Origin of the sequence: Moraxella bovoculi 237, assembly GCF_000696305.2 — a bacterium.
Lineage (GTDB): Bacteria > Pseudomonadota > Gammaproteobacteria > Pseudomonadales > Moraxellaceae > Moraxella > Moraxella bovoculi.
Genome location: NZ_AOMT01000005.1, coordinates 37158 through 59935, shown reverse-complemented (window position 1 = coordinate 59935; position 22778 = coordinate 37158). Strand labels below are relative to the sequence as shown.

Below are 22778 nucleotides of genomic sequence, written 5' to 3'. Positions count from 1 at the left end.
TCCACAGTTTAAGCCAAAAGTGGCTCGGGAAAAAACCCGCAACCCACCAACCAAAAGGAAAACCGCCATGACTACGACAATCGCCCGCTACTTCAGTAACCGCGAAACCACTCGACTTCCAACCCTGCACTCTCAGAATCTGTTCGCGCTGACCAAGGAAGTGCGCATTGAGCATCAAGGTGAGGAATATCGTCTGCGCTTGACACGTAACAATCGCCTCATTTTAACCAAATAATACAGTAATCGTTTAACACTTAATGATAGATAATGATCCGTTGCACAGTCATTTGGCGCAATGGATCCAAAGAACAGTAAAAGCATTTCTCCAAACCAATAACACCGCAAAATCCGCGGTGTTATTGGTTTTTGGCTTAAGTCAATCCGTGCGATTATCTTGTATTAAAACTTCCATCGATAAATCATATCGACAGTATTCTCTGCCGCGCTAGCAGCTTCAATATAAATCCGTCGCGTCAGCTGGTAGCGCATGGACAGCTCAGATTCGGCATTGAACAGACCAACGCCATAGCGGATGTATAGATCAGGGCTGATATATCCCGTCACAATCACGCTCGTATCATCAGAATTGCCCGATGCATCGATGGTAAGCCCCTCCAAACCAAATGCCTGACCGATCTGATTGGTGATATTACGAGTGCCCGATAAGCCTAGATTCAAGCCTGCAGCAGCGAGGTTATTGGTGACCTGCGAGCGGAATCTTTGTTCTGAAATCTGACTATCAGCCGACTCGGTAATGCGCCCTGTCACAATGGCGTTCATCGCCTGCTGTTCTGTTAAGCCTGCATCATTAAATACAGTAATGTCAGGATTATTGGCTGTGCCCTTGATGCGCACACCGACCGTCCGACCCTCGATTTCTTTTTCTGCTTCGATGGACAATCTAGGATTCATAACATCGCCATTAAAGCGAATCTGCACATAATTCAGCTCAAGATTCTGCCCAATGCCATCAATGGTAGTGCGCTCTGATACCTGTACCACGCCTAATCCTCGCATCACTCCTTGATCAGCCTGCGTGATATGAAGAGCGCCAGCCAATGGTAAGCGTGCACCCAATCCGCGGAAAGTCACGTCATCACCCAAGTCAAGACCGATGTCTGCATTAATACTCCAAGGCGCGGTTACCGCCAATACTTGCTCAACGTTGCCTGTAGCACGGCGATCCAACACCGCAACATCGTCAGACTCACTCACGATGTCTGCCGTCGCTTCAGGTGGGCGAATAATGGCGCTTGGTACAGAGATAACGCCTTGGATGTCAATATATTTTTCAAAAGGACGAACGATCACTTCAATATCAGGGGTCATCTTGGCCGTTACTAGTGGCGGCTGACTCACGTCCAAATCCTCACCAAAGATGCGAAGGCGCGCCTGCAACGTCTGAGACCAATCAAACTCGCCCGACAGCTCGCCATCGCCCTGACCTGCGGTAAAATCACCCGCCAATACAGCATTTGTGCCACGAATCTGAGCGTTAGCATTAATGTTACTTAGGTTAATCGGCACGCCTGCCAGCGCAAGAACGCCATTACTTAGGTTGGCATTACCATAAAATAGCGGTTGGCTTAATGTGCCGCCCAGACCGCCTGCGATATTAGCCGTACCTGTTAGGGTTTGGAAATTCGGGAAAAACGGTCTTAATACCGCAAGATTAATGTCATTAATTAACAATGCGCCTGAGATTGGCTTTTGATTCTCCTGAAATGCATCGATTACCACATCAGCATAACCACGCGCTGCTGAACCTGCGATGTCTGCGCGTAGTTTTAGCCCCTCGGTAACGCTTTGGGCGATGACAGAGACACGCTCATAAGGCATCTCAACATAGGCGCCGTCTTGATCCAATCCCACACGACCATTGTCCGAATACAGCACCGCATTAACAGTAGGGTTTGTGCCCTGCTGCCAATTCGCCTGCACCCTGCCATTTAAGGTAGATTGCCAATGAATGTCATCAGGTAACACCGCCGAGAATACCGACGTGTCTAAGTTCTGAACGCCCAAGTTAACATTACCGCCATTAGCCGAATAGCGCAAGGTGTCTTGTAGACAAAGCGACCCTTGTTCAGCATTATCCATCCCTGTCGCTGTCCAACAATGCGCCGCCAAAGCAATGCTATTATCACTAATGCCGTAACTAAACTCTGTCGGCTGACGCTGGGTAAGCAGGCCGAACTTGCTCTGCAGTACGCCATCACTAAGGATGCCACGATAGCGACCATTGGCCCGATCAAGACCACCCTCGACCTTGGCATTCACCCCATTATCAGGCGATTGCGTGTTGATGGTCATGATATGGCTTTGTTCTGTACCACGGAAGTCCAAACGCGCTGAACGGATCACACGACCCAGAGCGATGATGTCCTTGACATCAACAAGTAGCTGACTGTCTGAATTGCCAAGATTGACAATCTTACCAAGGGCGCGCACCTCCTGAGCGACAAAATCAGCCGTACGAACACCACCGGCTGCCACATCCACATACAATGTCGGCAGCGAATTACCATCGTCCATCAAGATCACGCCGCCTTTAATCGCGCCTTGCGCATTTGGCAGGATTTGACTTAGGTCTGTGATGGACACACTGGTGGTCAGCTCTGATTTATCGCCATTAATCGCCAAGGCATTATCGCCTAAGCGGATGTTTAAATTATCAGCACTAAGCTTTTTGATGATGCTTTGAGTTTGGCGGGCGCTATTGTCAATTTGTCCACGCAGAGCCAGCAATTCATCGACATTGGTCGGGGCTTGAGTAGTGATTTGATTCATGTAGGCTTTCAAATCGCTTGGTAACGCCAAATCTGCAATCAGCGAACCTTCTGCACTAAATGACTGACCACGAAGCGTGCCTTTAAGATCCAGCTGATCTATATTTACCGCCTGAGACTGCTTGCGCCAATCCCCGCGCACTCTAAAACCGCCCGTCAAGTCGCTTGGCAAATCCTGCACAAAAGCACCGACATTAAAGCGGTTCATGGTGGCAGACGCATCCCATGTATAGCCTTGTGAGATGTCTATGAAGCCGTTTGCGTGAAGTCCCCCAGCATCGCCCTTGTAGTCAAATGAACGCACATCATACCGCTCATCTTGACCTGCCACATCAAAAGACAACGCGCCTTTTGGCAGCTTATCATGAATGACTTCGCCATCAAATTGCGCCGTCACATCTGATAGTTTTTGATTGTCATAGCGACCTTTGGTGACCAAGTCGCCCGTAATCACAGCAATGAGGTTGGCGTTATCCCCGACGAAATTCTTCGTATCAATCTCATCAAGACGAGCGCGCACATCCCATCCAATGCCTTGGGTCAAATCAATCTTGCCAGTCGCCGATGCCTTGCCAGAAGTCGTGTCCACATTCAAGCGACTGATCGTCATTAGATTCAGATCACCTGACGCTTCGATATCCACCTTGGCAAGCCCTACTTGTGGCAGCATGCTCTGATTGACATCACCGTCGAATTTGGCATCAAAATATTTCACATCACTACCCATCAAGCGCACTTGCGCATTGCCCAAGCCTTTGATAGATACTGTCTCGTTATCCGCTAATGTCGCTGTCAGGTCGGTGTGTTTTAGGTCGATGTCGTGAATGTTTAGCTTGTGATTTGAACGATCGCTGCGCATTCTACCCATGGCAGTAACATGCCCTGAGATCGCCTGAAATGGGGTTTTGTCAGGTGTGTCAAAATACGCATTGGGAATGAACCTATTGGTCGTCAGGTCAAATTGCCACGCCAAAGGTTTTTGAGCAGTTGCCAAATCAATGCGCCCCACACCCGACAGATCGCCTAGTACGCCATCATACTTAAAGTCAGTTAGATGAATGCGCTCGCCTTTTTCGATGTTCGCTTGCACCACATAATCACCTTGCGGTGCAACAGACAGCTGCTTAATGTGACCGCGTGCATCGATGTAGGTGCGCCCCTCTTCTAGGCGAATGTCAGCCGTGCCGTGAGTGGAATGAATATTATCTATATTCGGAACATTAGCACGAATAATATTGCGCCAATCAGCATGAATCAGCCAAGGCGAGTTAGGATTATCCTGTGATTGCGACAGCGTTGCGCGGATCTCTTCGCCGTCTTTTTGGTTCAGGTCAAATTCAAAGCGGGTGTGATTGTCATCGTCTAGATAATAATAATTGACGCCCAGATCGCCCGTTAATGTCTTAGGCAAGTATGCTTGGTAATCTTGATACTCAATCGGCAAGACTTCACGAACTTTATAGCCATTACCGCTTAATGTCGCATGCAGCTCAAATTCATCCGACCACTCCATGCGGCCTTTGGCGGTCAAGGCACCGCTTGGCGTGTCCGCACGCAAATACGGAATGTCCATGCCGCCATCGCGTACCACCCCACGACCGCGATATCTGCCAGAAGGGATGTCTTTGGCGATAAGGTCTGTGTTAATGCGAAGTTCGATATTACTCACCACGCCATCAGCGGTAATGGTACCGTCTTTTAGGGTGATGTTCTGCTCGGCGGCATAGGGTAGCACCACTTCATCGAAATTGAGCCTTGCGCTAAACGGTGAATTTTCATCCAATCCTTGTGCGATAAATTCGCCCTGAATGTCGCGTTCGTTATACTTTGAAGTTAACGTACCGAATGTGCGCTTTAGCGTGCCTGATGCTTGGACATGCAGCACGCCGAAATAGGCTTTGTTGATGGCGGTTACTTCCACATCGGCGGTCGCATTGAGCGGATAGTCGCCTGTCAGATTGATTTCGCCATGGATGTGACTGACAGCAACGTCATCATCATATCGAATTTTGGCGTCATTTAGCTTAATCTTCGTGCCAGCCCAAGTGCCATCTTGCACATGGATGTCGTGCAGATAGATGGGGTTTTTGGTGACTTGGCTATAGATGATCTGTTTAGCGCTGGTGTTATCAAACTTTAGCGTCACTGGCAAATCGATCGTCGCATAATCAAAAGGCTCGCCAGTGGGTGGTTTTTTATTGATGATGTTTAAAGTATCAATTTGGCTGTTGACCAGATGCACTTGGCGCGCCAACACCGCACGCCAACCAAGTTGCACATACGCCTTATCGACTTGGATCTCAATGTTCTCGCCTTGGGCGATTTTGACGTCTGATACCCACACGCCGTCTCTTAGATTTCCTTCTGAGTATTTGAGCTGTGTGCCGGTTTCTAAGGCGATTTTTTCTAATAAAAACTTGGTGCCGCCTTGCGTGCCCATCGCATAAAATAGCAATACCAGCAATAACGCAAGCACGACGAGAAGCGTTAAAACAAGATAAAACAGATACGCCAGCCAGCTGCGTTTTTTTGGTAGCTTGGGCGATTTTGGTGCTAGCACGCTGACGGGTTCTTTAGGTGTGAGCAAATCCGCCCCATGCGCGCGCTGGGCGTTATGATCATCAGGGCTGTGATTGGATTTGTCAGTCATATCAAAATCATCAAAAATATCAAAATAACGCGCCATTAAACCATAAGACGCCTGGTTTTTCAATCATGCATTAAAATGGCGTTCCGATAAAGAAATGCAGCTTAATCGGATGCCCTTCTTCCTTGACCCCTGTCGCTACATCAACCCGCACTTGCCCAACCGGTGACGCCCATCGAATGCCAAGACCTGCGCCGATTTTGGTGTCGTTCTTGAAGTTTTTATCGTAGGCGTTACCCACATCCGCGAACGCTGCCAAACGCAGCCCCTTGAGTACCTCGTAGTTATATTCACCACTTGCCACAGCCAGCGCCTGCCCGCCTGTCAGATAGCCTTTATCTGAGATGGGGGACAAACTGTCATAATTATAGCCGCGAATGCTCTGATCGCCGCCAGCGAAGAAACGCAGCTTATATGGCACATCATCAAAATTATCCGACCACAGATAGCCAGCATTGAGACTACCAATCACTTGATGGGCGCGATCCTTACCATAAGCATTATCACCAAAGCTATAGACACCGCCCACGCCTGCGCGCAAGATCGCCATGTTCGTATCGCTGATTACACCTTTGGCACCGACCTCAAGCGAATAATTCTGACGATAACCTCGCATCGGATTTACCGGATTATCCACAACTGTTTTATTAATCGCAAATCCCGCCAGCAGCGCTTCTTGGGTTGGCTTACCATCAATGAATCGTACCGGCAAATCTTCCCAAGATTCAACAGGTGCGCCCGTCCCAAGCTTATCCAAGCGATAACGCAATGAATAGCTTCTGTTCCAGCCCGATTCTCTGACGATATTGCGGCTGATGCCATGTTGCAGCGTTCTTGTGCTTAGATCAAAGGTTCCCAAGGCGCCGCCAATCTTCTCTTCGTCATAACTCAAAAAAGCCCGCAATTTATCATTTAAAGGATGGCTCATTGGCTTCGTGGCGTATAGGCTTAGACCTTTTTTATTTTCTGAGTAACGAACGTCTGCACCTGCTTGGTAGCCACTTTTATTGATGAGATTATGCTCAAATTTGGTAATGAGTCGCACACCACTGTCAGAACCCCAACCCATACCGATCTGCGCATCTCTTGGTTTATCTGACATCACGAATATATACAGTGGCACTTTCTTATCAGCATAGACATCCTGCCGAGACTTACGTCCTTCCAACACTGGCAATTCTACATCTTCAGGAATGTTTAATTCATCCGCCGATTCATCAGGCAAAATCATCTTCGCCACACTACTCACCGCATCACTGATGCGCCCTAGAATGCTGCGCGATTTTTTGCGGGTGTCAGTCACCAGCAGGCGATCATCGGGCATGCTGTATAGCCTTTGGGCCTTTTGGGTGACGCGCGCAAGCTTATCTTGAATGACCTCAGAAGTGGTAAATTCAATCGGCGTCACTTCCATGCTTACACCATCGCCCAGATCGATAATCTCACCAGCATCGTCAGAGTTGCTCGCCGCACTCTCAAAAGCGACCTCGTTACTGGCAGGTACAGGGCTTGGCAGCACCAGCTCAGTATTCACCGCATTAAAATATCCCGTCGCGAGCAGATTATTACTTAAATTGCGGGCAGCGGTGCGGTTATAGGCATCACCCATATTAAAGGTGACGAGTTTTTTTAGTAGCTCTGATTTAACGGGCAATTTGGCAGGATCGGTGGTCAGCTTACCCGTCTCATCATCAAGGGTAAAAAACACCACCTCGTCAAATTCATATTGCTTACCGCTGTCATAAACCAAGCTGACATCGGCAACGCCGTCAGGCAAGATGACATCGACTGAATTATTCAGCCATTTGCCATCAAAATAACCCTCTTCAGCACTCACATCAAGGACGCTCGATTTCGCCGCTTCGTAATTACCATGATGGAATATCTCATCTTGGTTGAGCTTGGCATCGTTCATCGCCTTTTGGTAAGATGGGTTATCAGCACCCTCTCCGCGCACTTCAAACACTTGAGTTGCGACACGTACAGGCTCGCCAATGTCGTTAATAATCACATTAACTCTGCCAGCACCAACCTTGGTAATCTGCATGTCTACATCATAATAACCTACCGCACGCGCTGCCGAATCCGCCGTCTGACGAAGTCGCGGCAATGCGCTATTAAAGTCTGTAATACTCTCAGCAGTGATGTCCTCTAGTGCAGCCTTGATGTTGGCAAAGGGCTCTTGCTTTAAAGTAGACTTGTTAATTTTGGTGACTTTGGCACGCGATTCAGTATTGCTGATGATAGGCGTATTATTTTGATAAAACTCAGCCTCCACTCGCGCTACTGCTTCTACGCCGTCATTAAACAGTCGATTATACAGACGTTTGGCGACATTCGGGCGCTTGATTTCTTCCTCTTCAACCACCACCTCGGTAGCGCCATCGCTCTCGACATATTCATATTCTGGGATGTATGCCGTTGGGTCGATGCCTTCGGTGCGATCACCCTCCTCGTTAATGCCTAGCGTCTGCAGCGTATCAGGCGTTGGAATCTTAGTGATGGCAGTGACATCAAGCCCCATTGGCGTACTTTCTTGATCAATTCTTGAGATCAGATCGGCATTTGACGACCGCGCCATCAGGGTGTTTTGCTGGTTGGCCTCTTGTAGTCTTGCCTCGATTTGCGCGGGTGTATAGAGCGGCACTTCTGCGACAAGCTGTGCAGATTCGATGGTTTTTTGGTCGATGAGAGTCGGTGCGACAGACTTGTCATTGGATTGACTGCCAAATTGCTCATCTGATGCACTAACTGCTACACCATTAATATTCGCACCCTGATTTGGATTGGCTGGTTGTTCAAGGACAGCAACTTGTGCCGACGCATAAGACGACAATGCCATCAGTACTGACACAGATACTGCCGTACGCACAGATTTTATGTGGTTCACGCTCGGTCGTCCGATGTTTGCCATCGCCATTATGTAGCCCTTTTGATTTTGAAATCGTGGTTTTTTATTGTCGCCATAAACATCAAAAAGATGTAAAAATTTCTTAAAAATTAAAGCTTAAAATAAAAATACTTGCTATTATAACAAACCAATCAATATTAACAACCATTTATTCTATGGCTTCGCAATTTTCTCTATTTAAGCATCGCCGTTTTAGCGCCATGTTTTTTACGCAGTTTTTGGGCGCATTTAACGATAACGTTTTTAAGCAGGCATTGATTTTAATTTTGACTTATGTCGCGGCCGCCAAGATGGGTATGGAGATTAGCCTGCTGAATAATTTGGCGGCATTGCTTTTTATTCTGCCATACTTCCTATTCTCGGCGTTGGCGGGACAAATTGCGGACAAATATGAAAAATCAAAACTCACCCAAGGCATCAAACTACTAGAGATCTGCATCATGGCGTTGGCGGCGATTGGGTTTTGGTTTGAGCTTTATTGGTTGTTATTCGTGGCGTTATTCCTGATGGGAACACAATCGACTTTTTTTGGACCCATCAAATACGGCTATCTGCCAGAAGCCATGCATAAAGATGAGCTGGTCGGCGCCAATGGCTTATTCCAAACCGGTACCAGCCTTGCCATCTTAACCGGTATGATGGCGGCCGGCGTGCTAACGCAGCTTGATCATTCAACCTTATGGCTCATCGTATCGACACTCTTTGTGGCAACCCTTGGTTACATCGCCTCACGACATCTACCCAAGACTACCCCGCAAGCCAAAGACTTAGCGATTAATTGGAACATCTTTAGTACCAGCTTTGATATTATTAAATATTTGTACAGCTTACCCTTGCTGTTCTTTGTGATTATTGGTAATAGCTGGTTTTGGCTTTATGGTGCGACCTTCTTAACCCAGACGCCTGAATTTAGCAAAGTCATCCTTCATGGCGATGAGTCAGTGGTTATCTTATTGCTCACGCTGTTCTCGGTGGGCACGGCATTGGGTTCACTGCTATGCAAGACCCTAACCAAAAACCAAGTCAGCCTAAAGCTGCTACCCATCGGTATTCTAGGTCTTAGCGTATTTGCCATCGATCTATATCTGTCATTATCAAGCATCGCCATTCAAGCACCAAGAACCCCTTACGGCATCAGTGCGCTAATGGACATGGACGGCACTTGGCGTGTGTTTGCTGATTTGTTCTTTTTGGGCTTTGCCGGTGGCGTGTACATCGTCCCCATGTATGCGTTCATGCAAGCTTACGCACCGATCAGCCATCGTTCGCGTGTCGTTGGTGCGAATAACATCTTTAACGCCATCTTTATGGTAGGCTCGGCGGTATTTTCGATCATCATTTTGACAATGTTAAAATTAAGCTTGCCGCAGCTATTTTTGATCACAGGCGTTCTAAATGCCATCTTTGGAATTTTCTTATACAAGAAACTTAAAAAATACCAAAACACCATGACCCCAAGTAATAACGATTTGCCATTATGAGTATCGATCTGCTTAGTGGATCATATTTTAAAGTTACAACTAAGCAATATTTTGCCACCAAAAACTGTGAAAAATTTATGAACTTATTAAGATAAATCTGTTATGATTGGCAAAATTTCTTATTTAGCGTTTATTAAGGACATCAACATGAAAAAACTTACCGTTCTGGCTCTAAGTCTGACCTTATTAGGCTTTGGCAGTGCACAGGCTCACGCCCAAGCCAAAAACACCAAGGCAAAAACCACCAAAACCGCTAAGACACCGGCAAAAAAAGCAGCGCCCAAAGCCAAAGCACCAGCTGTATCAGAAGCTGCGCCAACTGTTGAGCAATTGACCGCAGGTGTCAGCACCCCTCAAAGCCCAAAGATGCGCAGCGAGATCACAACCACAATCATTAATAATAACGCCGCTGACCTACTGAGATCACCTGTCAAAGGTCTGCCAACACCTGCCGTATCGGTAAGCGACGTTGAGAACGTTCCAACCGTTCACACCCCCGCTAACAAAGCAGGCACGATTCTGCTGGACACCACACTCATGGATGAATTCATTGCTGTGGTATCGCCGAATGCACGCCACTATCCGCCAAGCTTCCCAAATGCAACCGCTGAATATCTATCTACTCAGAACGTGAAGCACTTGGCTGATTGGATCGAGCCCTATGCCAGCGCGCCTGACGCTTCGTTTGATGTGGTACTGCGTGCAGCCAAACTTAACGGCATCGCTCGCAACCTAAACGTCGGCGCAGAATACTCGGTTCGCGCATCTAATCACATGCAAAAAGCCCTGCGCCTAAACCCAAAGCACCCTGAAGCCAACTTCCTACTTGGCATGATGATCAGTGAGGCAGGCGGCTTTAATGAAGGTAAAAAATACCTAGAAAAAGCAGCCTCATTAGGTTACACCGAAGCAGAGCAAAGCCTTGCTCAGTCTGACCTGCTGACCGACAATAAACAAGGCGCACTAAACCGCCTAAGACAACTACAAGCACAGCACCCTAATAACACCCAAATCGCTGAGCAACTCCGCATCATCGAAGAAGGCGGCTATTATATCTGGCGCTCTAACGACAAAACGCCGTTGAACATCAAGCCAGTCAGCCAAGAATAAACGTGTAGCAGTAAATAATACTTTACACACCAATCCGTCTTTGGGTATCATACCGAAGACGGATTTTTTATTTTACAAAACATACCAACCAGCCAATCGGTTTTTATTAAAATTTATGAAAAACAACTCACCAAATCAGCATTAACACTTAGCTTGGGCGCCCTTATCATGACAGGATGTGCAAGCCTTACCCCACCTAAGCAGATGCAAGTGCGCATCATTAAGACCACGCATAATAACATCACGACCACACCTAGGGTTATTAGCTCATCCAATTCAATATTATTAGCTTCGGGTCTGACCCAAGACAGCTACATGGCGGACTTTGATGCTTGTTTGAACGATTTAGGTTCAGCTTTCTTTGGTGATCAATTTGACCGTGAAGGCTTGGTACTATTGGCAGGATTACACTACACGCAAGCATTGCATTTGGCCGAAAAAATGGAGTGCGAACCTGCCTTAAATCGACCGGCCATCGATGACTATTACGCCAATGCACCCATTGACGAAGAGACCAAGCAGGCTCAAGCCAAAGCACGCAAAGACTGCCTTGAAGGCCATCGCGATACATTGTACAAAACCATCGCTTTTAGCTATGGCTATCTATTCTTTGATAGCCTCACCAACCAAAACACCCAAAAACCCATCATCACTGACAGCGGCATACGCGCCCAAGACCTCTACTACGTCTCACTAAAGCACTCATCCAAGAGGTCCATAAGCAGCAAGATGGTGCTTTTGGCGACGCCGATCAACAAAACAAAAACCAGCTCAACCAATATTCAATCAAATCAACATCTTTACGCTTACCCCTCAGAGTAAAGGTGGCGACACTCAAACACTCAACCTAAATATCGCCAAAGAGCATCAAGGGCTGCACGGCCTACAGAATTCCAAAGTCGGTGCACTGTCAGATCTTATTTCAATTTATGATTATCGCTTGGCAGATTTACAGGTGAATAGTATGCGCTTAGGTATTGGTGTTGGCTTTGTTGGTTAACTACAAGATCGATACAGCGCGCCGACATTAAGCAGTCTAACCGCCAATGCGGACGCGGATAATGACGACATCAAATCACGAATTCACCCAATGGGTCATCTGCTACTGACTGCCATCATCACCCCAAAGGGCAATACATTAAGATGTCTTGCTCGCTGATGAATTTGATGCGTATTTTTTTTGACCCTTATGCCACCAAGGAAGTGAACATTCTGGGTAAGAGCTATCCACTTTCTGCCAGCTTCTCATCCACCTATGCGACATGGCTGTCAGAGAATAACCTACAACGTGCCAGTCTATTAAACATGATCGCCAAAAAAAAGATAGCGCGACGACGCCTAAGCTGTTCATGTTATCACCATACAACCCAAATCAAAAAGTTACCATCATGATTCATGAGCTCGCCTCCAGTCCTACCACTTGGGTGAATCTAACCAATAATCTGTTTGCAGATCCTATTCTGCGTGACAATTATCAAGTGTGGCAGGTCTTTTATGCGAAGAACTTACCCATCCTCAAAAACCGCTATCAAATCCATAAGCTCATTAATCAAAGTTTCACTAACACTGATCCAACGGGCACCAATCCTGTCAGCCAGAACTCGATATTGATTGGACAAAGCATGGGCGGTGTTATCTCAAGGATGCTGCTGTCCGATGATGAGCTTTTGCCAAAACTTAGCACATTAGAAAATACAGACCCGTCTGGCAGCGAAATCATCGAAGACACCGTCAAAGCTGCAACCGACACCGATGAATTAGCGATGAGCCACGAACAAAACCTCGCCGCCTCTAAACTGCTCACCAAGGCCTATAACGATGAGTTAAGCGAGAGATTCACACTAAGATCTCTGCCACAGGTCGGCACTGCTGTATTTATCTTTGCGCCATTTCACGGAACGGATTATGCCGACCGATGGTTTACCCGTGCAGCACGTCGTGTCATTCGCCTGCCGCTTAATCTGACCAAAAGCATCACCGAAACCATCACAAACATCGGCGTAGAAGACAATATCGAAAACAACCTATTAGGATCGCTATACCTACAAACGGTGCCGATCAGCTTTCTGATTGCTCTGCTTTTGTTAAATTAACCGCCGACATCAACATCAAAGATGGTATTCGTTATCACACCATCGTACTGTGCGCACAGGAGATCTGTCGGATGGTATCGTGCCTTATACCAGCTCGCATCTTGAGAATGCCAATAGCCAGACCATCATCACAGGCAGACACAATATTCACGAAAACCCAAAAACCATCCCTTTAGCTGCGCAAAATTCTACCCGAAGAGATCGATACACCCAGACCTAATGCAAATAAGCCTGAATCACCAAAAGACAGCTTAGCACCTGACGAGCAGAATATGGATGATCTAGAAGAATTGGAAATTACAAAAGAATCAGGAAGATTAGATATTTTAAATGAATCAGAAAGCCTAAATGGTTTAGAAAATTTGGAAGATTTGGAAGATTTGGAAATTTCAGAGGAAGTTACAGAGTCTTTACAAGATTCGCTTACGATAAAATAAAAAACCCCGAGATTCTCAGGGTTTTTTGTCAATCAATAATTATTCATCATCTTCTTCAGCTGGTGCATCTTCAGATAGGATGGTAACCAAGATCTCTGCAGAGATGTCGTGGTGAAGTTGGATGGTAACTTTGTACTCACCTACTTGACGGAATGGACCTTCAGGTAGTTTAACTTCAACGCGGTCAACCTCTAGACCAGACTTAGTCAATGCGTCTGCGATATCGCGAGTACCGATAGAGCCGAATAGCTTACCTTCGTCGCCAGACTTAGCGCGCATGATAACGTTAACATCCGCTAGAGCATCAGCACGTTTTTGAGCTTCTTGTAGCTCTTTAGCTTCTTGAGCTTCTAGCTCTGCACGACGTGCTTCGAATTTAGCGATGTTCGCTTCGTTTGCAGGTAGCGCTTTGCCTTGTGGGATTAGGTAGTTACGACCATAACCCGCTTTTACTTCAACAGTCTCGCCAAGTTTGCCAAGATTAACGACACGCTGTAATAGAATAACTTGCATGATTTTTCTCCGTTAATTACTTGTGATTGTCGGTGTATGGCAATAGTGCCAAGTAACGAGCTTGTTTGATAGCAACGGCTAGCTGACGTTGGTATTTGTTAGAAGTACCAGTGATACGGCTAGGAACGATTTTACCATTTTCGCTGATGTATTGCTTTAGAAGTTCTACATCTTTGAAATCGATGTGAGTGATGCCTTCAGCTGTGAAACGGCAGAATTTACGACGACGATAGAAACGTGCCATGAGTTATCTCCTTAAATTATTCGCTGTCAGCAGCGCCGTTCTCACTTTCAGTAGTGCGAACGTCGTTACGACGGTTGGCTTTGCGAGTGCGCTTGTCTTCTGCTTCTTTCGCCAGTGGCGATTGTTCAGTGATGGCGCTGTCACGGCGGATAACTAGGCTACGGATGATCGCATCGTTGTATTTGAATAGCTCTTCTAGCTGTGCTAGAGTTGCTTCATCACATTCGATGTTCAGTAGCACGTAGTGTGCTTTGTGGATTTTATTGATTGGGTAAGCCAATTGACGGCGACCCCAGTCTTCTAGACGATGGTTAGAACCACCATTTTCTTCTACTAGTGTACGGTATTTAGTTACCATGTCGGCAACTTGGTTGCTTTGATCTGGATGAACCAGTAGCACCACTTCATAATGTCTCATAAGGACTCCCTACGGATTAAAACAGCCACCATCTTATGATGATAGCAAGGAGATGTGAGTTTGAATAAAAGTCACAAGGCGCATATTATACACAAAAATTTAAAATTTTCAAGCTAAATATGCGCTACAGCCGAATATTTATAGATACATCAATAAATAAAAAAGCCGACATTGCGGCTTTTTATGTATTCACGAATTAATTCACCTGCTCAGAATCAGCCATGAGCTGCTTTTGGGATTCGATACGTACTAATTCTTCTTTTTTGGCGGCGTCACTTTCGATGACGCTGCGTAGCATCTGCCAAATCGCACCAATCACCAAAAATGCCGTAAAGGTTGCAAGAATCGGCAAACTGGCTGACACCATGCCCGCAAAGTCTTTCATTAATAAAGCATGGAACACACCCACAATCGCAGGGGCAAGCGCACCCGATCCACCTTCTGCACTACCAAGTGCCAACAACACCGACGCCACGAATGCTAGGCTAATACCCCGAATGCCACGCGGCAAAATACGCGCAAACAACATCCAAAGCAACAATACAATCAAGGATGCGATAACATAAACCAATACAGACAGCTGTGCATCAGGCACACCATCAACGAGCTTCGCCCACCAAATCAAAAAAGTCGCCAAGCTCTCACTGATTGAGTCCAAAGGCAGGTTTTTAATCCACTCCATACAAATAACTTCTTAAAAAATTACTGTTATTTTACCACAATTTTGCCAAAAAATTATCTTCCGACAACAAGGGCTAACAAAATCACCACAGAACAGATGACTTACCCGCCCGTAATTCTGCCACGTAAATTATTACAACCAATTGATATTAATCGTATTTTTTATCTTGCAGTGCTTTGGCTTTTGCCATGGCTTGCGCTGCCAAAATATCGGCAGGCGGCGCTTGGACATAATAACCCTGTTGGGCAAGCTTTGCCTTTACTTCATTGATATCAGCTCGGGCTAACTTATCGCGAGCGCTTAGATCCAAATGCATGACAAAAGTTCCCAAGCCTAATTTCTTACGAATATCGGCGGGCAGCACGCCTAACCAATCCTTGATCTCATCGGTGTCATTAGGATAATCTGGGCGAGCAATATAAACGTACCAGTCTTCATTTTTTGCAAACTTATAAACATCACAATGCATAACGTCACTCACGTCTTGATATAATTAAAGAAAATTCACCGATTTTGGCTTTTGCGGAATTATTTTACAAAAAAGCCAAAAATTTTACTTGTAAATTGTAGCATTATTTTTCATAATAAAGGTGTTTTTCAGGAGAGAATTATCGCAGCTTATCGCAAGCATCGGCGCATAATCACCGAAGGCGTAATGTTGAAAATTGCAAAAGCAATCTTAAAACCCCTATAATCGCTCAGGTAAAAGGACTGAAAAACTTAGTTTATCTATCTAAAGACAAGCTAACCGCTCTGGAGAGCTTGCCATTTTTTTTAAGTGGCAACACCGAAGGGAAGAAGTAATTTTTGAATTACGAAAATCTCAGGTATCAGGACAGATGGGGTGTGTTGAAATTCGTTTTATCGCATGAATGGAATGAATTTTACAAGAATTTTGAAGTTGCTGGGTAAATTAACTTTTGTGATTATCATCTTAATCCCAAAAGTTAATTTACATCGGTTAATTTTATAAACAAGGAAACACACTCATGACTCAGCGCACCCCCCTATTTGACGCTCACACCGCCCATAATGGCAAACTTGTGGATTTTGGCGGTTGGGAATTGCCTGTCAATTATGGCTCACAAATTGACGAACACAACGCTGTCCGCACGGACGCAGGGATGTTTGACGTCTCTCACATGCTAGTTACAGACGTAACGGGCGACAACGCCAAAGCCTTCTTACAAAAACTACTCGCCAACGATGTTGCCAAATTGTCCTTTGTCGGCAAGGCTTTATATTCTGGTATGCTAAACGACAAAGGCGGTGTCATCGATGACCTAATCGTCTATCGCATGAACGAGTCCGAGAACGCTTATCGTATCGTCTCAAATGGGGCAACTCGCGAAAAAGACTCCGCCCACTTTGCCAAAATTGGTGAAGAATTTGGCGTAACGCTCGCCCCCCGCTATGATGTCGCCATGCTTGCCATACAAGGGCGAAACGCCATTGCCAAGCTACTGACCGTCAAGCCTGAATGGGCGGAGAAAGTAAACACTCTAAAACCCTTTGTCGGTGTGGACTTGGGCGGTGATTGGTTTGTCGCTCGCACAGGCTACACAGGCGAAGACGGTGTGGAAGTGGTCATGCCAGCAGATGAAGCGGTTGGATTTTTTGATGAGCTTGTCAAAGCAGGTGTCACCCCATGCGGACTTGGGGCAAGAGACACCCTACGAATGGAAGCAGGCATGAACCTATACGGCAACGACATGGACGATGATACCAGCCCCCTTGAAGCAGGCATGGGCTGGACGGTGGATTTAAAAGATGAAAACCGTGATTTTGTTGGTAAATCCGCCCTTGTCGCCCTAAAAAATGATGGTGTTAAAGTCCGCCAAGTCGGTCTATTGCTTGCCAAAGGCGGTGTACTGCGTGCGGGCATGGAAGTCGTTACCGAGAGTGGCAATGGCATTACCACAAGTGGTGTATTCTCCCCAAGTCTGAATCAATCCATCGCCATTGCCCGTGTGCCTGCTGACTTTACAGGCGAGCGTGCAAAGGTGATTATGCGTGGTAAAGAAGTGGAAGTGCGTGTGCTTAAATTGCCATTTGTTAGAAATGGTAAAAAGCAGTTTGATTAAATTTTGATTACAATTGAAGGTATGAAATAAATATCATACCTTACAATTAATTTCAAATAAGAATGGGAAATTTTTAAAATTCAGCATTGTTACTTTGGTGATTTTTTGCTGTTTAAATTAAAAATTATTGCTTGTGTTTCAACACATTATTGCACAAAGCCTTATAAATTTAACCCTCAAACAGAAGTTGATACTTATATTTGCGACTTGGAAATTTACCAAAAATGCATGGCTGATCAAGAAGCTGTTAATGAATATAAGCAAGTTATGAACTCCCTCTAATTGACTTTTTTACTTTGGAGTGAATTTTGGTGAACAAACTATCAGAATGGTATATCAATCTAACAAAAGGACAAACAATACTTGTATATATTGTATCCTTTTGTTGTGTATTAATATATGGAGTAGGCCTTATTTTTTTAGCCATATTGCTATATTTAGAGTTAGGGAAAAGAGGAATATAAATTCCATATTTCAAATTGAAAAATTTCCTAATTCTTAAAATAATTTATCTAATTTTTAACTTTAACCCTAACGGAGTTTTTTATGAGTAACATTCCCAGCGAATTGAAATATGTAGCCAGTCACGAATGGTTACGCTTAGAATCTGATGGCACAATTACTGTTGGTATCACAGACCACGCCCAAGATCTGCTTGGCGATGTGGTGTTTGTGGAATTGCCAGAAGTGGGCGCAGTCGTTGAAGCCGACCAAGAAATCGCCGTGGTTGAGTCTGTCAAAGCCGCAAGCGATGTCTATGCCCCAATCGCTGGCGAAATCGTGGAGATTAACGACGAGCTTGTAGATGCGCCAGAGCTTGCCAATGAAGACCCTTATGGTAAGTCATGGTTCTTTAAAATCAAACCAGCAAACCCTGCCGATTATGACGGCTTGATGACTGCGGATGAGTACGAGAGTAGTTTATAATCCTACCCCATATTTGGTTTGGTTATAACATACCAAATTTGACACCAATTGTCTTATTATTAATATAGGGAATTTACTATGCGTTTATTAGATAAAGTTGCTCTAATTACAGGTGCAGGTTCTGGTCTTGGCGAATACAGTGCCAAAGCATTTGCCAAACAAGGGGCAAAAATCATCATTACTGACATCAATGAAGAGCTTGGCAATCAAGTAGCTAATACTATTAATACCGATGGCGGGCAAGCAATTTTTGCACGCCTTGATGTTACTAATGAACAAAGTTGGGCGGAAGCTGTAAAAATTGCAACCGATCAATTTGGCAAGATTGATATTTTAATTAATAGTGCGGGTATGGCTTGCTCAAAAAACATTGAAGACAGTACCATCGAAGATTTACGCAAGTCCTTTGCACTAAATACCGAAGGACCATTCTTGGGTATGAAAGCTGTCGCACCAGTAATGGCAAAAAATGGTGGCGGTTCTATTATTAATATCGCTTCTATGGCGGGTATGGTTGGACTTGCCAATGCTACGCCGTATAGCACATCAAAAGGAGCAACACGCCTGCTATCTAAATCAGCTGCCAGTTATTACGCCCAAAAAGGCTACAACATTCGAGTGAACAACCTAAACCCTGCCTATGTCGTCACACCGATGTTAGAATCTGTCTACACCGAAGAACAAATCGACAGCCTGGCAAACATATTCCCACTAAAACGCATTGCCAGCCTAGATGATGTGGCGAATGCCCTGATTTATTTGGCATCTGATGAATCATCATTTGTTACTGGATTTGATTTGAACTTAGATAGCGGTTACTTATCTATGAAGTGATTGATTTACCAAAAACTTGGTTTAAGATTTGATTTTGATTGACAGCCTCAAAGCTAGGAGTTTTTTATGAGCAATATCCCAAACGATTTAAAATACGTTGCCAGCCACGAATGGCTAAAACTAGAAGATGACGGTATCATCACCGTTGGCATCACAGACCACGCCCAAGATTTGCTTGGCGATGTGGTATTTGTAGAATTACCAGAAGTCGGTCGCACCGTCTCTGCCGATGAAGAGATTGCCGTTGTAGAGTCTGTTAAAGCAGCGAGCGATGTCTATGCCCCAATCGCAGGCGAAATCGTTGAAATCAACGAAGAGCTTATAGATGCACCAGAGCTTGCCAACGAAGACCCATATGGCAAAGCGTGGTTCTTTAAAATCAAACCTACCAATCCTGCCGATTATGACGGCTTGATGGCTGCGGATGAGTACGAAAACAGCCTATAAGTAAAAAATCCAAGTGTAAGTCATGATGATTTATGCTTGGATTTGTTTTTGGATTTTACAAATTTAAAAACAGCTTGCAAAAGTAGAATGCGCATAACACGCCGTTTTGAGGTAATTTTCAGAACAGGTGTGTGATACGCACTCTTTTCAAGCCCAATTTAATAAAAAATCTCATTGCAAAGTGCTATTTTTTATTAAATTCCCAACCTTAATTATAAGGATTTTATCATGACCTTAAACACCTTTAATGATTTGTTTAACCAAAACGCCTTTGTGGAGCGTCATTTGGGCAACAAAAAAGACGATGAAACCAAACTTCTAAAAACCGTTGGTTTTGAAAATCTTGATGCCTTTATTGATGCGGTCGTTCCCCAGTCGATACGCATTAACCGCCCGCTTGATTTGCCAAGTGCCATAACCGAGCATGAAGCCCTTGCCAAACTGCGTGGTATGGCGGACAAAATCACGGTTGCCAAAAGCTATATCGGGCAAGGCTACTCGCCCACTCGCCTGCCTGCGGTGATTCAGCGAAATGTGCTAGAAAACCCCGGCTGGTACACCGCCTACACCCCTTATCAAGCCGAGATTGCCCAAGGTCGCCTAGAAGCCCTGCTAAATTTCCAACAAGTGTGCGTTGACCTAACAGGCATGGAGCTTGCTGGGGCAAGCCTGCTTGATGAAGCAACTGCAAGTGCCGAAGCCATGGCAATGGCAAAACGTGTGAGCAAATCAAAATCCAATGCCTTTTTTGTGGACGATCGTACCTATCCGCAGACCCTTGATGTCATTCGTACCCGTGCCAAATATTTTGGTTTTGATGTGGTGGTGGGCGATTTTGACGTTGCCAAAAATGGTGAGTTCTTTGGGGCGTTTTTCCAATACGTTGGTAAAGACGGCGACGTGGTGGACTTGACCGACATTATCGCAAGCGTCAAAGAAAAAGAGGCTTATGCCATTGTCGCAAGCGATATCATGAGCCTTGTACTGCTTAAATCCCCTGCCGACATGGGGGCGGACATTGCCCTTGGTAGCACTCAGCGTTTTGGCGTGCCAATGGGTTTTGGGGGCCCGCACGCTGCCTATTTTGCCTTTAAAGACAAAGACAAACGCTCTGCCCCTGGTCGTATCATCGGCGTGTCAAAAGACGCACAAGGCAACACCGCCCTGCGCATGGCACTGCAAACCCGAGAGCAACATATCCGCCGTGAAAAAGCCAACTCAAACATTTGTACAAGCCAAGTGTTGCTTGCCAACCTAGCAGGTATGTATGCGGTGTATCACGGGGCGAGCGGTCTAAAACGCATTGCCACACGCATTCACGCCCTAGCGGTCGCTTTTGCCAAGGCGGTAAAATCGGCAGGGCTAAACGTACGTCATGACGCGTTTTTTGATACTGTGCTTGTGGATTTTGACAATCAAGAACAAGCCGACAAGCTATACGCCCTTGCCAGCGAAAAAGGCTATAACCTATGGAAGCATGACAATCACGGCATTTCTGTGTCATTTCATGAATTGACCGAAAGAGATGAATTTGATGAATTGTGCAAAATTTTTGGGGCGACAGGCGAGCTTGACAAAGCAGAAGTGATTTTGGGCGAACTACTTCGCACAGATGACATTCTCACGCACCCAACTTTTAACAGCTATCACACCGAACACGAAATGCTCCGCTATCTTAAATCCTTAGAAGATAAGGATTTGGCGATGAACCGTTCTATGATTTCACTCGGCTCTTGTACAATGAAATTAAACGCCACAAGCGAGATGTTGCCGATTACTTGGAATGAGTTTGCAAATGTTCACCCATTTGCCCCAAAAGAGCAAGTAACAGGCTATCATGAAATGATTGAAAGCCTACAAGCCCAACTGCGAGCAATCACAGGCTTTGATGAGATTAGTATGCAGGCCAACTCTGGTGCTTCTGGCGAGTATGCAGGGCTGTTGCTCATTCGCCGTTATCATGAAAGCCGTGGCGAGAGCGGACGTGATGTCTGCCTAATCCCACGCTCGGCACATGGCACCAACCCTGCAACCGCCCAAATGCTTGGCATGAAAGTCGTGGTGGTGGCAACCGATGACAAAGGCAACGTGGACGTGGCGGATTTACAAGCCAAATGTGAAGAGTACAGCGAGCGTTTGGGTGCCTTGATGATTACCTATCCGTCCACGCATGGCGTGTACGAAGAAGGCATTCGTGATATTTGCGAGCTTATTCACAAGCATGGCGGACAGGTGTACATGGACGGGGCGAACATGAACGCCCAAGTGGCGATTATGCAACCTGCGGACGTGGGGGCGGACGTGCTACACATGAACCTGCACAAAACCTTCTGTATCCCACATGGTGGCGGTGGTCCTGGTATGGGTCCAATCGGTCTAAAATCGCACCTCGCCCCATTCATGCCAAGCCACAGCGTAACAGGCGTGATGAATGCCCCTGACGGTCAAGGCTCGGTGTCATCATCCGCTTATGGTTCGGCAAGCATTTTGCCAATCTCGTGGATGTATATCACGATGATGGGGGCAGACGGTCTGCTATCAGCGACAAAACGTGCTTTATTGAACGCCAACTATGTCGCCAAATCACTAGAAAATGACTATCCGATTTTGTACACGGGCAAAAATGGCTTTGTCGCTCACGAATGTATCGTGGACATTCGCCCACTAAAAGAAGAGACAGGCATTAGCGAAACCGACATTGCCAAACGCTTGATGGACTATGGTTTTCACGCTCCGACCATGTCATTCCCTGTGGCAGGTACGCTCATGATTGAGCCAACCGAGTCCGAAAGCGTGGACGAGCTTGACCGCTTTGTCTCGGCATTGAAGCAAATCAAACAAGAAGCCCTAAAAGTCAAGGCAGGAACAGACGGTTGGACGGCGGACGACAACCCGCTCGTCAATGCCCCACACACCGCCTTTGTGGTAACGGAAGGCGAATGGACGCACCCATACAGCCGTGAAGAAGCAGTGTTCCCCTTACCCTATATCAAGGCTCATAAATTCTGGCCGAGCGTGGGGCGTGTGGATGATGTGTATGGAGATAAGAATCTGATTTGCTCTTGTCCGAGTATTGATAATTATGAAGATTGATTGTTAATTATCAAATCAAAAATACCGCTCTTTTGGGCGGTATTTTCTTGTGGTACTGTTAGTAATTT

The 22778-nt window shown here is 45.8% G+C and carries 20 protein-coding genes and 2 riboswitches; of the genes, 13 read left to right on the top strand and 7 right to left on the bottom strand.

Annotated features, from left to right (window positions below; genetic code table 11):
• The first annotated feature begins 67 nt into the window (after window positions 1–67).
• The gene (gene hemP, locus MBO_RS00710) at window positions 68–235 is read left to right on the top strand and encodes a hemin uptake protein HemP (protein WP_080702126.1); all 168 of its coding nucleotides are present in this window, start codon (window positions 68–70) and stop codon (window positions 233–235) included.
• 164 nt (window positions 236–399) lie between these two features.
• Here hemP and MBO_RS00705 read toward each other — a convergent pair whose 3' ends face one another.
• Complete coding sequence (locus MBO_RS00705; protein WP_036363030.1) at window positions 400–5439, bottom strand: translocation/assembly module TamB domain-containing protein; 5040 nt, start codon at window positions 5437–5439, stop codon at window positions 400–402.
• Between the two features lie 70 nt (window positions 5440–5509).
• A complete protein-coding gene (locus MBO_RS00700; protein WP_052585195.1) occupies window positions 5510–8356 on the bottom strand; it encodes an autotransporter assembly complex protein TamA in 2847 nt (948 codons plus the stop codon).
• 146 nt (window positions 8357–8502) lie between these two features.
• Here MBO_RS00700 and MBO_RS00695 point away from each other — a divergent pair, with 146 nt between their 5' ends.
• The 7 genes from MBO_RS00695 to MBO_RS00665 all read left to right on the top strand — a co-directional run bounded on the left by MBO_RS00695 (window position 8503) and on the right by MBO_RS00665 (window position 13468).
• Window positions 8503–9828, top strand: a complete 1326-nt coding sequence (locus MBO_RS00695; RefSeq protein WP_036362038.1) for an MFS transporter — start codon at window positions 8503–8505, stop codon at window positions 9826–9828.
• A gap of 147 nt (window positions 9829–9975) precedes the next feature.
• Window positions 9976–10938, top strand: coding sequence for a hypothetical protein (locus MBO_RS00690; RefSeq protein WP_152545072.1), 963 nt, complete (start codon window positions 9976–9978; stop codon window positions 10936–10938).
• Between the two features lie 168 nt (window positions 10939–11106).
• Complete coding sequence (locus tag MBO_RS00685; RefSeq protein WP_152545071.1) at window positions 11107–11760, top strand: hypothetical protein; 654 nt, start codon at window positions 11107–11109, stop codon at window positions 11758–11760.
• Between the two features lie 345 nt (window positions 11761–12105).
• The gene (locus tag MBO_RS00680) at window positions 12106–12330 is read left to right on the top strand and encodes a hypothetical protein (protein WP_152545070.1); all 225 of its coding nucleotides are present in this window, start codon (window positions 12106–12108) and stop codon (window positions 12328–12330) included.
• Window positions 12327–13031 (top strand): esterase/lipase family protein, encoded by a 705-nt coding sequence (locus MBO_RS00675; protein ID WP_080702123.1) that lies wholly within the window; start codon window positions 12327–12329, stop codon window positions 13029–13031. Before MBO_RS00680 ends, MBO_RS00675 begins: the two co-directional genes overlap by 4 nt.
• A 79-nt stretch (window positions 13032–13110) precedes the next feature.
• Window positions 13111–13251: a hypothetical protein gene (locus MBO_RS00670; protein WP_160169647.1), complete on the top strand. Its 141-nt coding sequence runs from the start codon at window positions 13111–13113 to the stop codon at window positions 13249–13251.
• A 52-nt stretch (window positions 13252–13303) separates the two neighbouring features.
• Window positions 13304–13468 (top strand): hypothetical protein, encoded by a 165-nt coding sequence (locus tag MBO_RS00665; protein ID WP_160169646.1) that lies wholly within the window; start codon window positions 13304–13306, stop codon window positions 13466–13468.
• A gap of 39 nt (window positions 13469–13507) precedes the next feature.
• Here the strand turns inward: MBO_RS00665 and rplI are convergent, their stop codons facing one another.
• The 5 genes from rplI to MBO_RS00640 all read right to left on the bottom strand — a co-directional run bounded on the left by rplI (window position 13508) and on the right by MBO_RS00640 (window position 15794).
• Complete coding sequence (gene rplI, locus MBO_RS00660) at window positions 13508–13981, bottom strand: 50S ribosomal protein L9 (RefSeq protein ID WP_036362035.1); 474 nt, start codon at window positions 13979–13981, stop codon at window positions 13508–13510.
• Window positions 13982–13997: 16 nt separating this feature from the next.
• Entirely contained in the window at window positions 13998–14225 is a 228-nt protein-coding gene (gene rpsR / locus MBO_RS00655) for a 30S ribosomal protein S18 (RefSeq protein WP_036362032.1), read from the bottom strand.
• A gap of 16 nt (window positions 14226–14241) precedes the next feature.
• Complete coding sequence (gene rpsF / locus MBO_RS00650) at window positions 14242–14643, bottom strand: 30S ribosomal protein S6 (protein WP_036362029.1); 402 nt, start codon at window positions 14641–14643, stop codon at window positions 14242–14244.
• A 196-nt stretch (window positions 14644–14839) separates the two neighbouring features.
• Window positions 14840–15325 (bottom strand): hypothetical protein, encoded by a 486-nt coding sequence (locus MBO_RS00645; RefSeq protein ID WP_036362026.1) that lies wholly within the window; start codon window positions 15323–15325, stop codon window positions 14840–14842.
• A gap of 148 nt (window positions 15326–15473) precedes the next feature.
• Complete coding sequence (locus MBO_RS00640; RefSeq protein WP_036362024.1) at window positions 15474–15794, bottom strand: YcgL domain-containing protein; 321 nt, start codon at window positions 15792–15794, stop codon at window positions 15474–15476.
• A 119-nt stretch (window positions 15795–15913) separates the two neighbouring features.
• A riboswitch (glycine riboswitch) is annotated at window positions 15914–16049 on the top strand.
• 19 nt (window positions 16050–16068) lie between these two features.
• Window positions 16069–16174: riboswitch (glycine riboswitch) on the top strand.
• 140 nt (window positions 16175–16314) lie between these two features.
• Here MBO_RS00640 and gcvT point away from each other — a divergent pair.
• The 5 genes from gcvT (at window position 16315) to gcvP (ending at window position 22710) form a co-directional block, all read left to right on the top strand.
• Window positions 16315–17409 (top strand): glycine cleavage system aminomethyltransferase GcvT, encoded by a 1095-nt coding sequence (gcvT, locus tag MBO_RS00635; protein WP_036362021.1) that lies wholly within the window; start codon window positions 16315–16317, stop codon window positions 17407–17409.
• 546 nt (window positions 17410–17955) lie between these two features.
• Entirely contained in the window at window positions 17956–18336 is a 381-nt protein-coding gene (gene gcvH, locus MBO_RS00630) for a glycine cleavage system protein GcvH (RefSeq protein ID WP_036362018.1), read from the top strand.
• A 78-nt stretch (window positions 18337–18414) separates the two neighbouring features.
• Window positions 18415–19170: an SDR family NAD(P)-dependent oxidoreductase gene (locus tag MBO_RS00625; protein ID WP_036362015.1), complete on the top strand. Its 756-nt coding sequence runs from the start codon at window positions 18415–18417 to the stop codon at window positions 19168–19170.
• Between the two features lie 66 nt (window positions 19171–19236).
• Complete coding sequence (gene gcvH, locus MBO_RS00620) at window positions 19237–19617, top strand: glycine cleavage system protein GcvH (protein ID WP_036362012.1); 381 nt, start codon at window positions 19237–19239, stop codon at window positions 19615–19617.
• Window positions 19618–19845: 228 nt separating this feature from the next.
• Complete coding sequence (gene gcvP / locus MBO_RS00615) at window positions 19846–22710, top strand: aminomethyl-transferring glycine dehydrogenase (RefSeq protein WP_036362010.1); 2865 nt, start codon at window positions 19846–19848, stop codon at window positions 22708–22710.
• Window positions 22711–22778 lie beyond the last annotated feature (68 nt).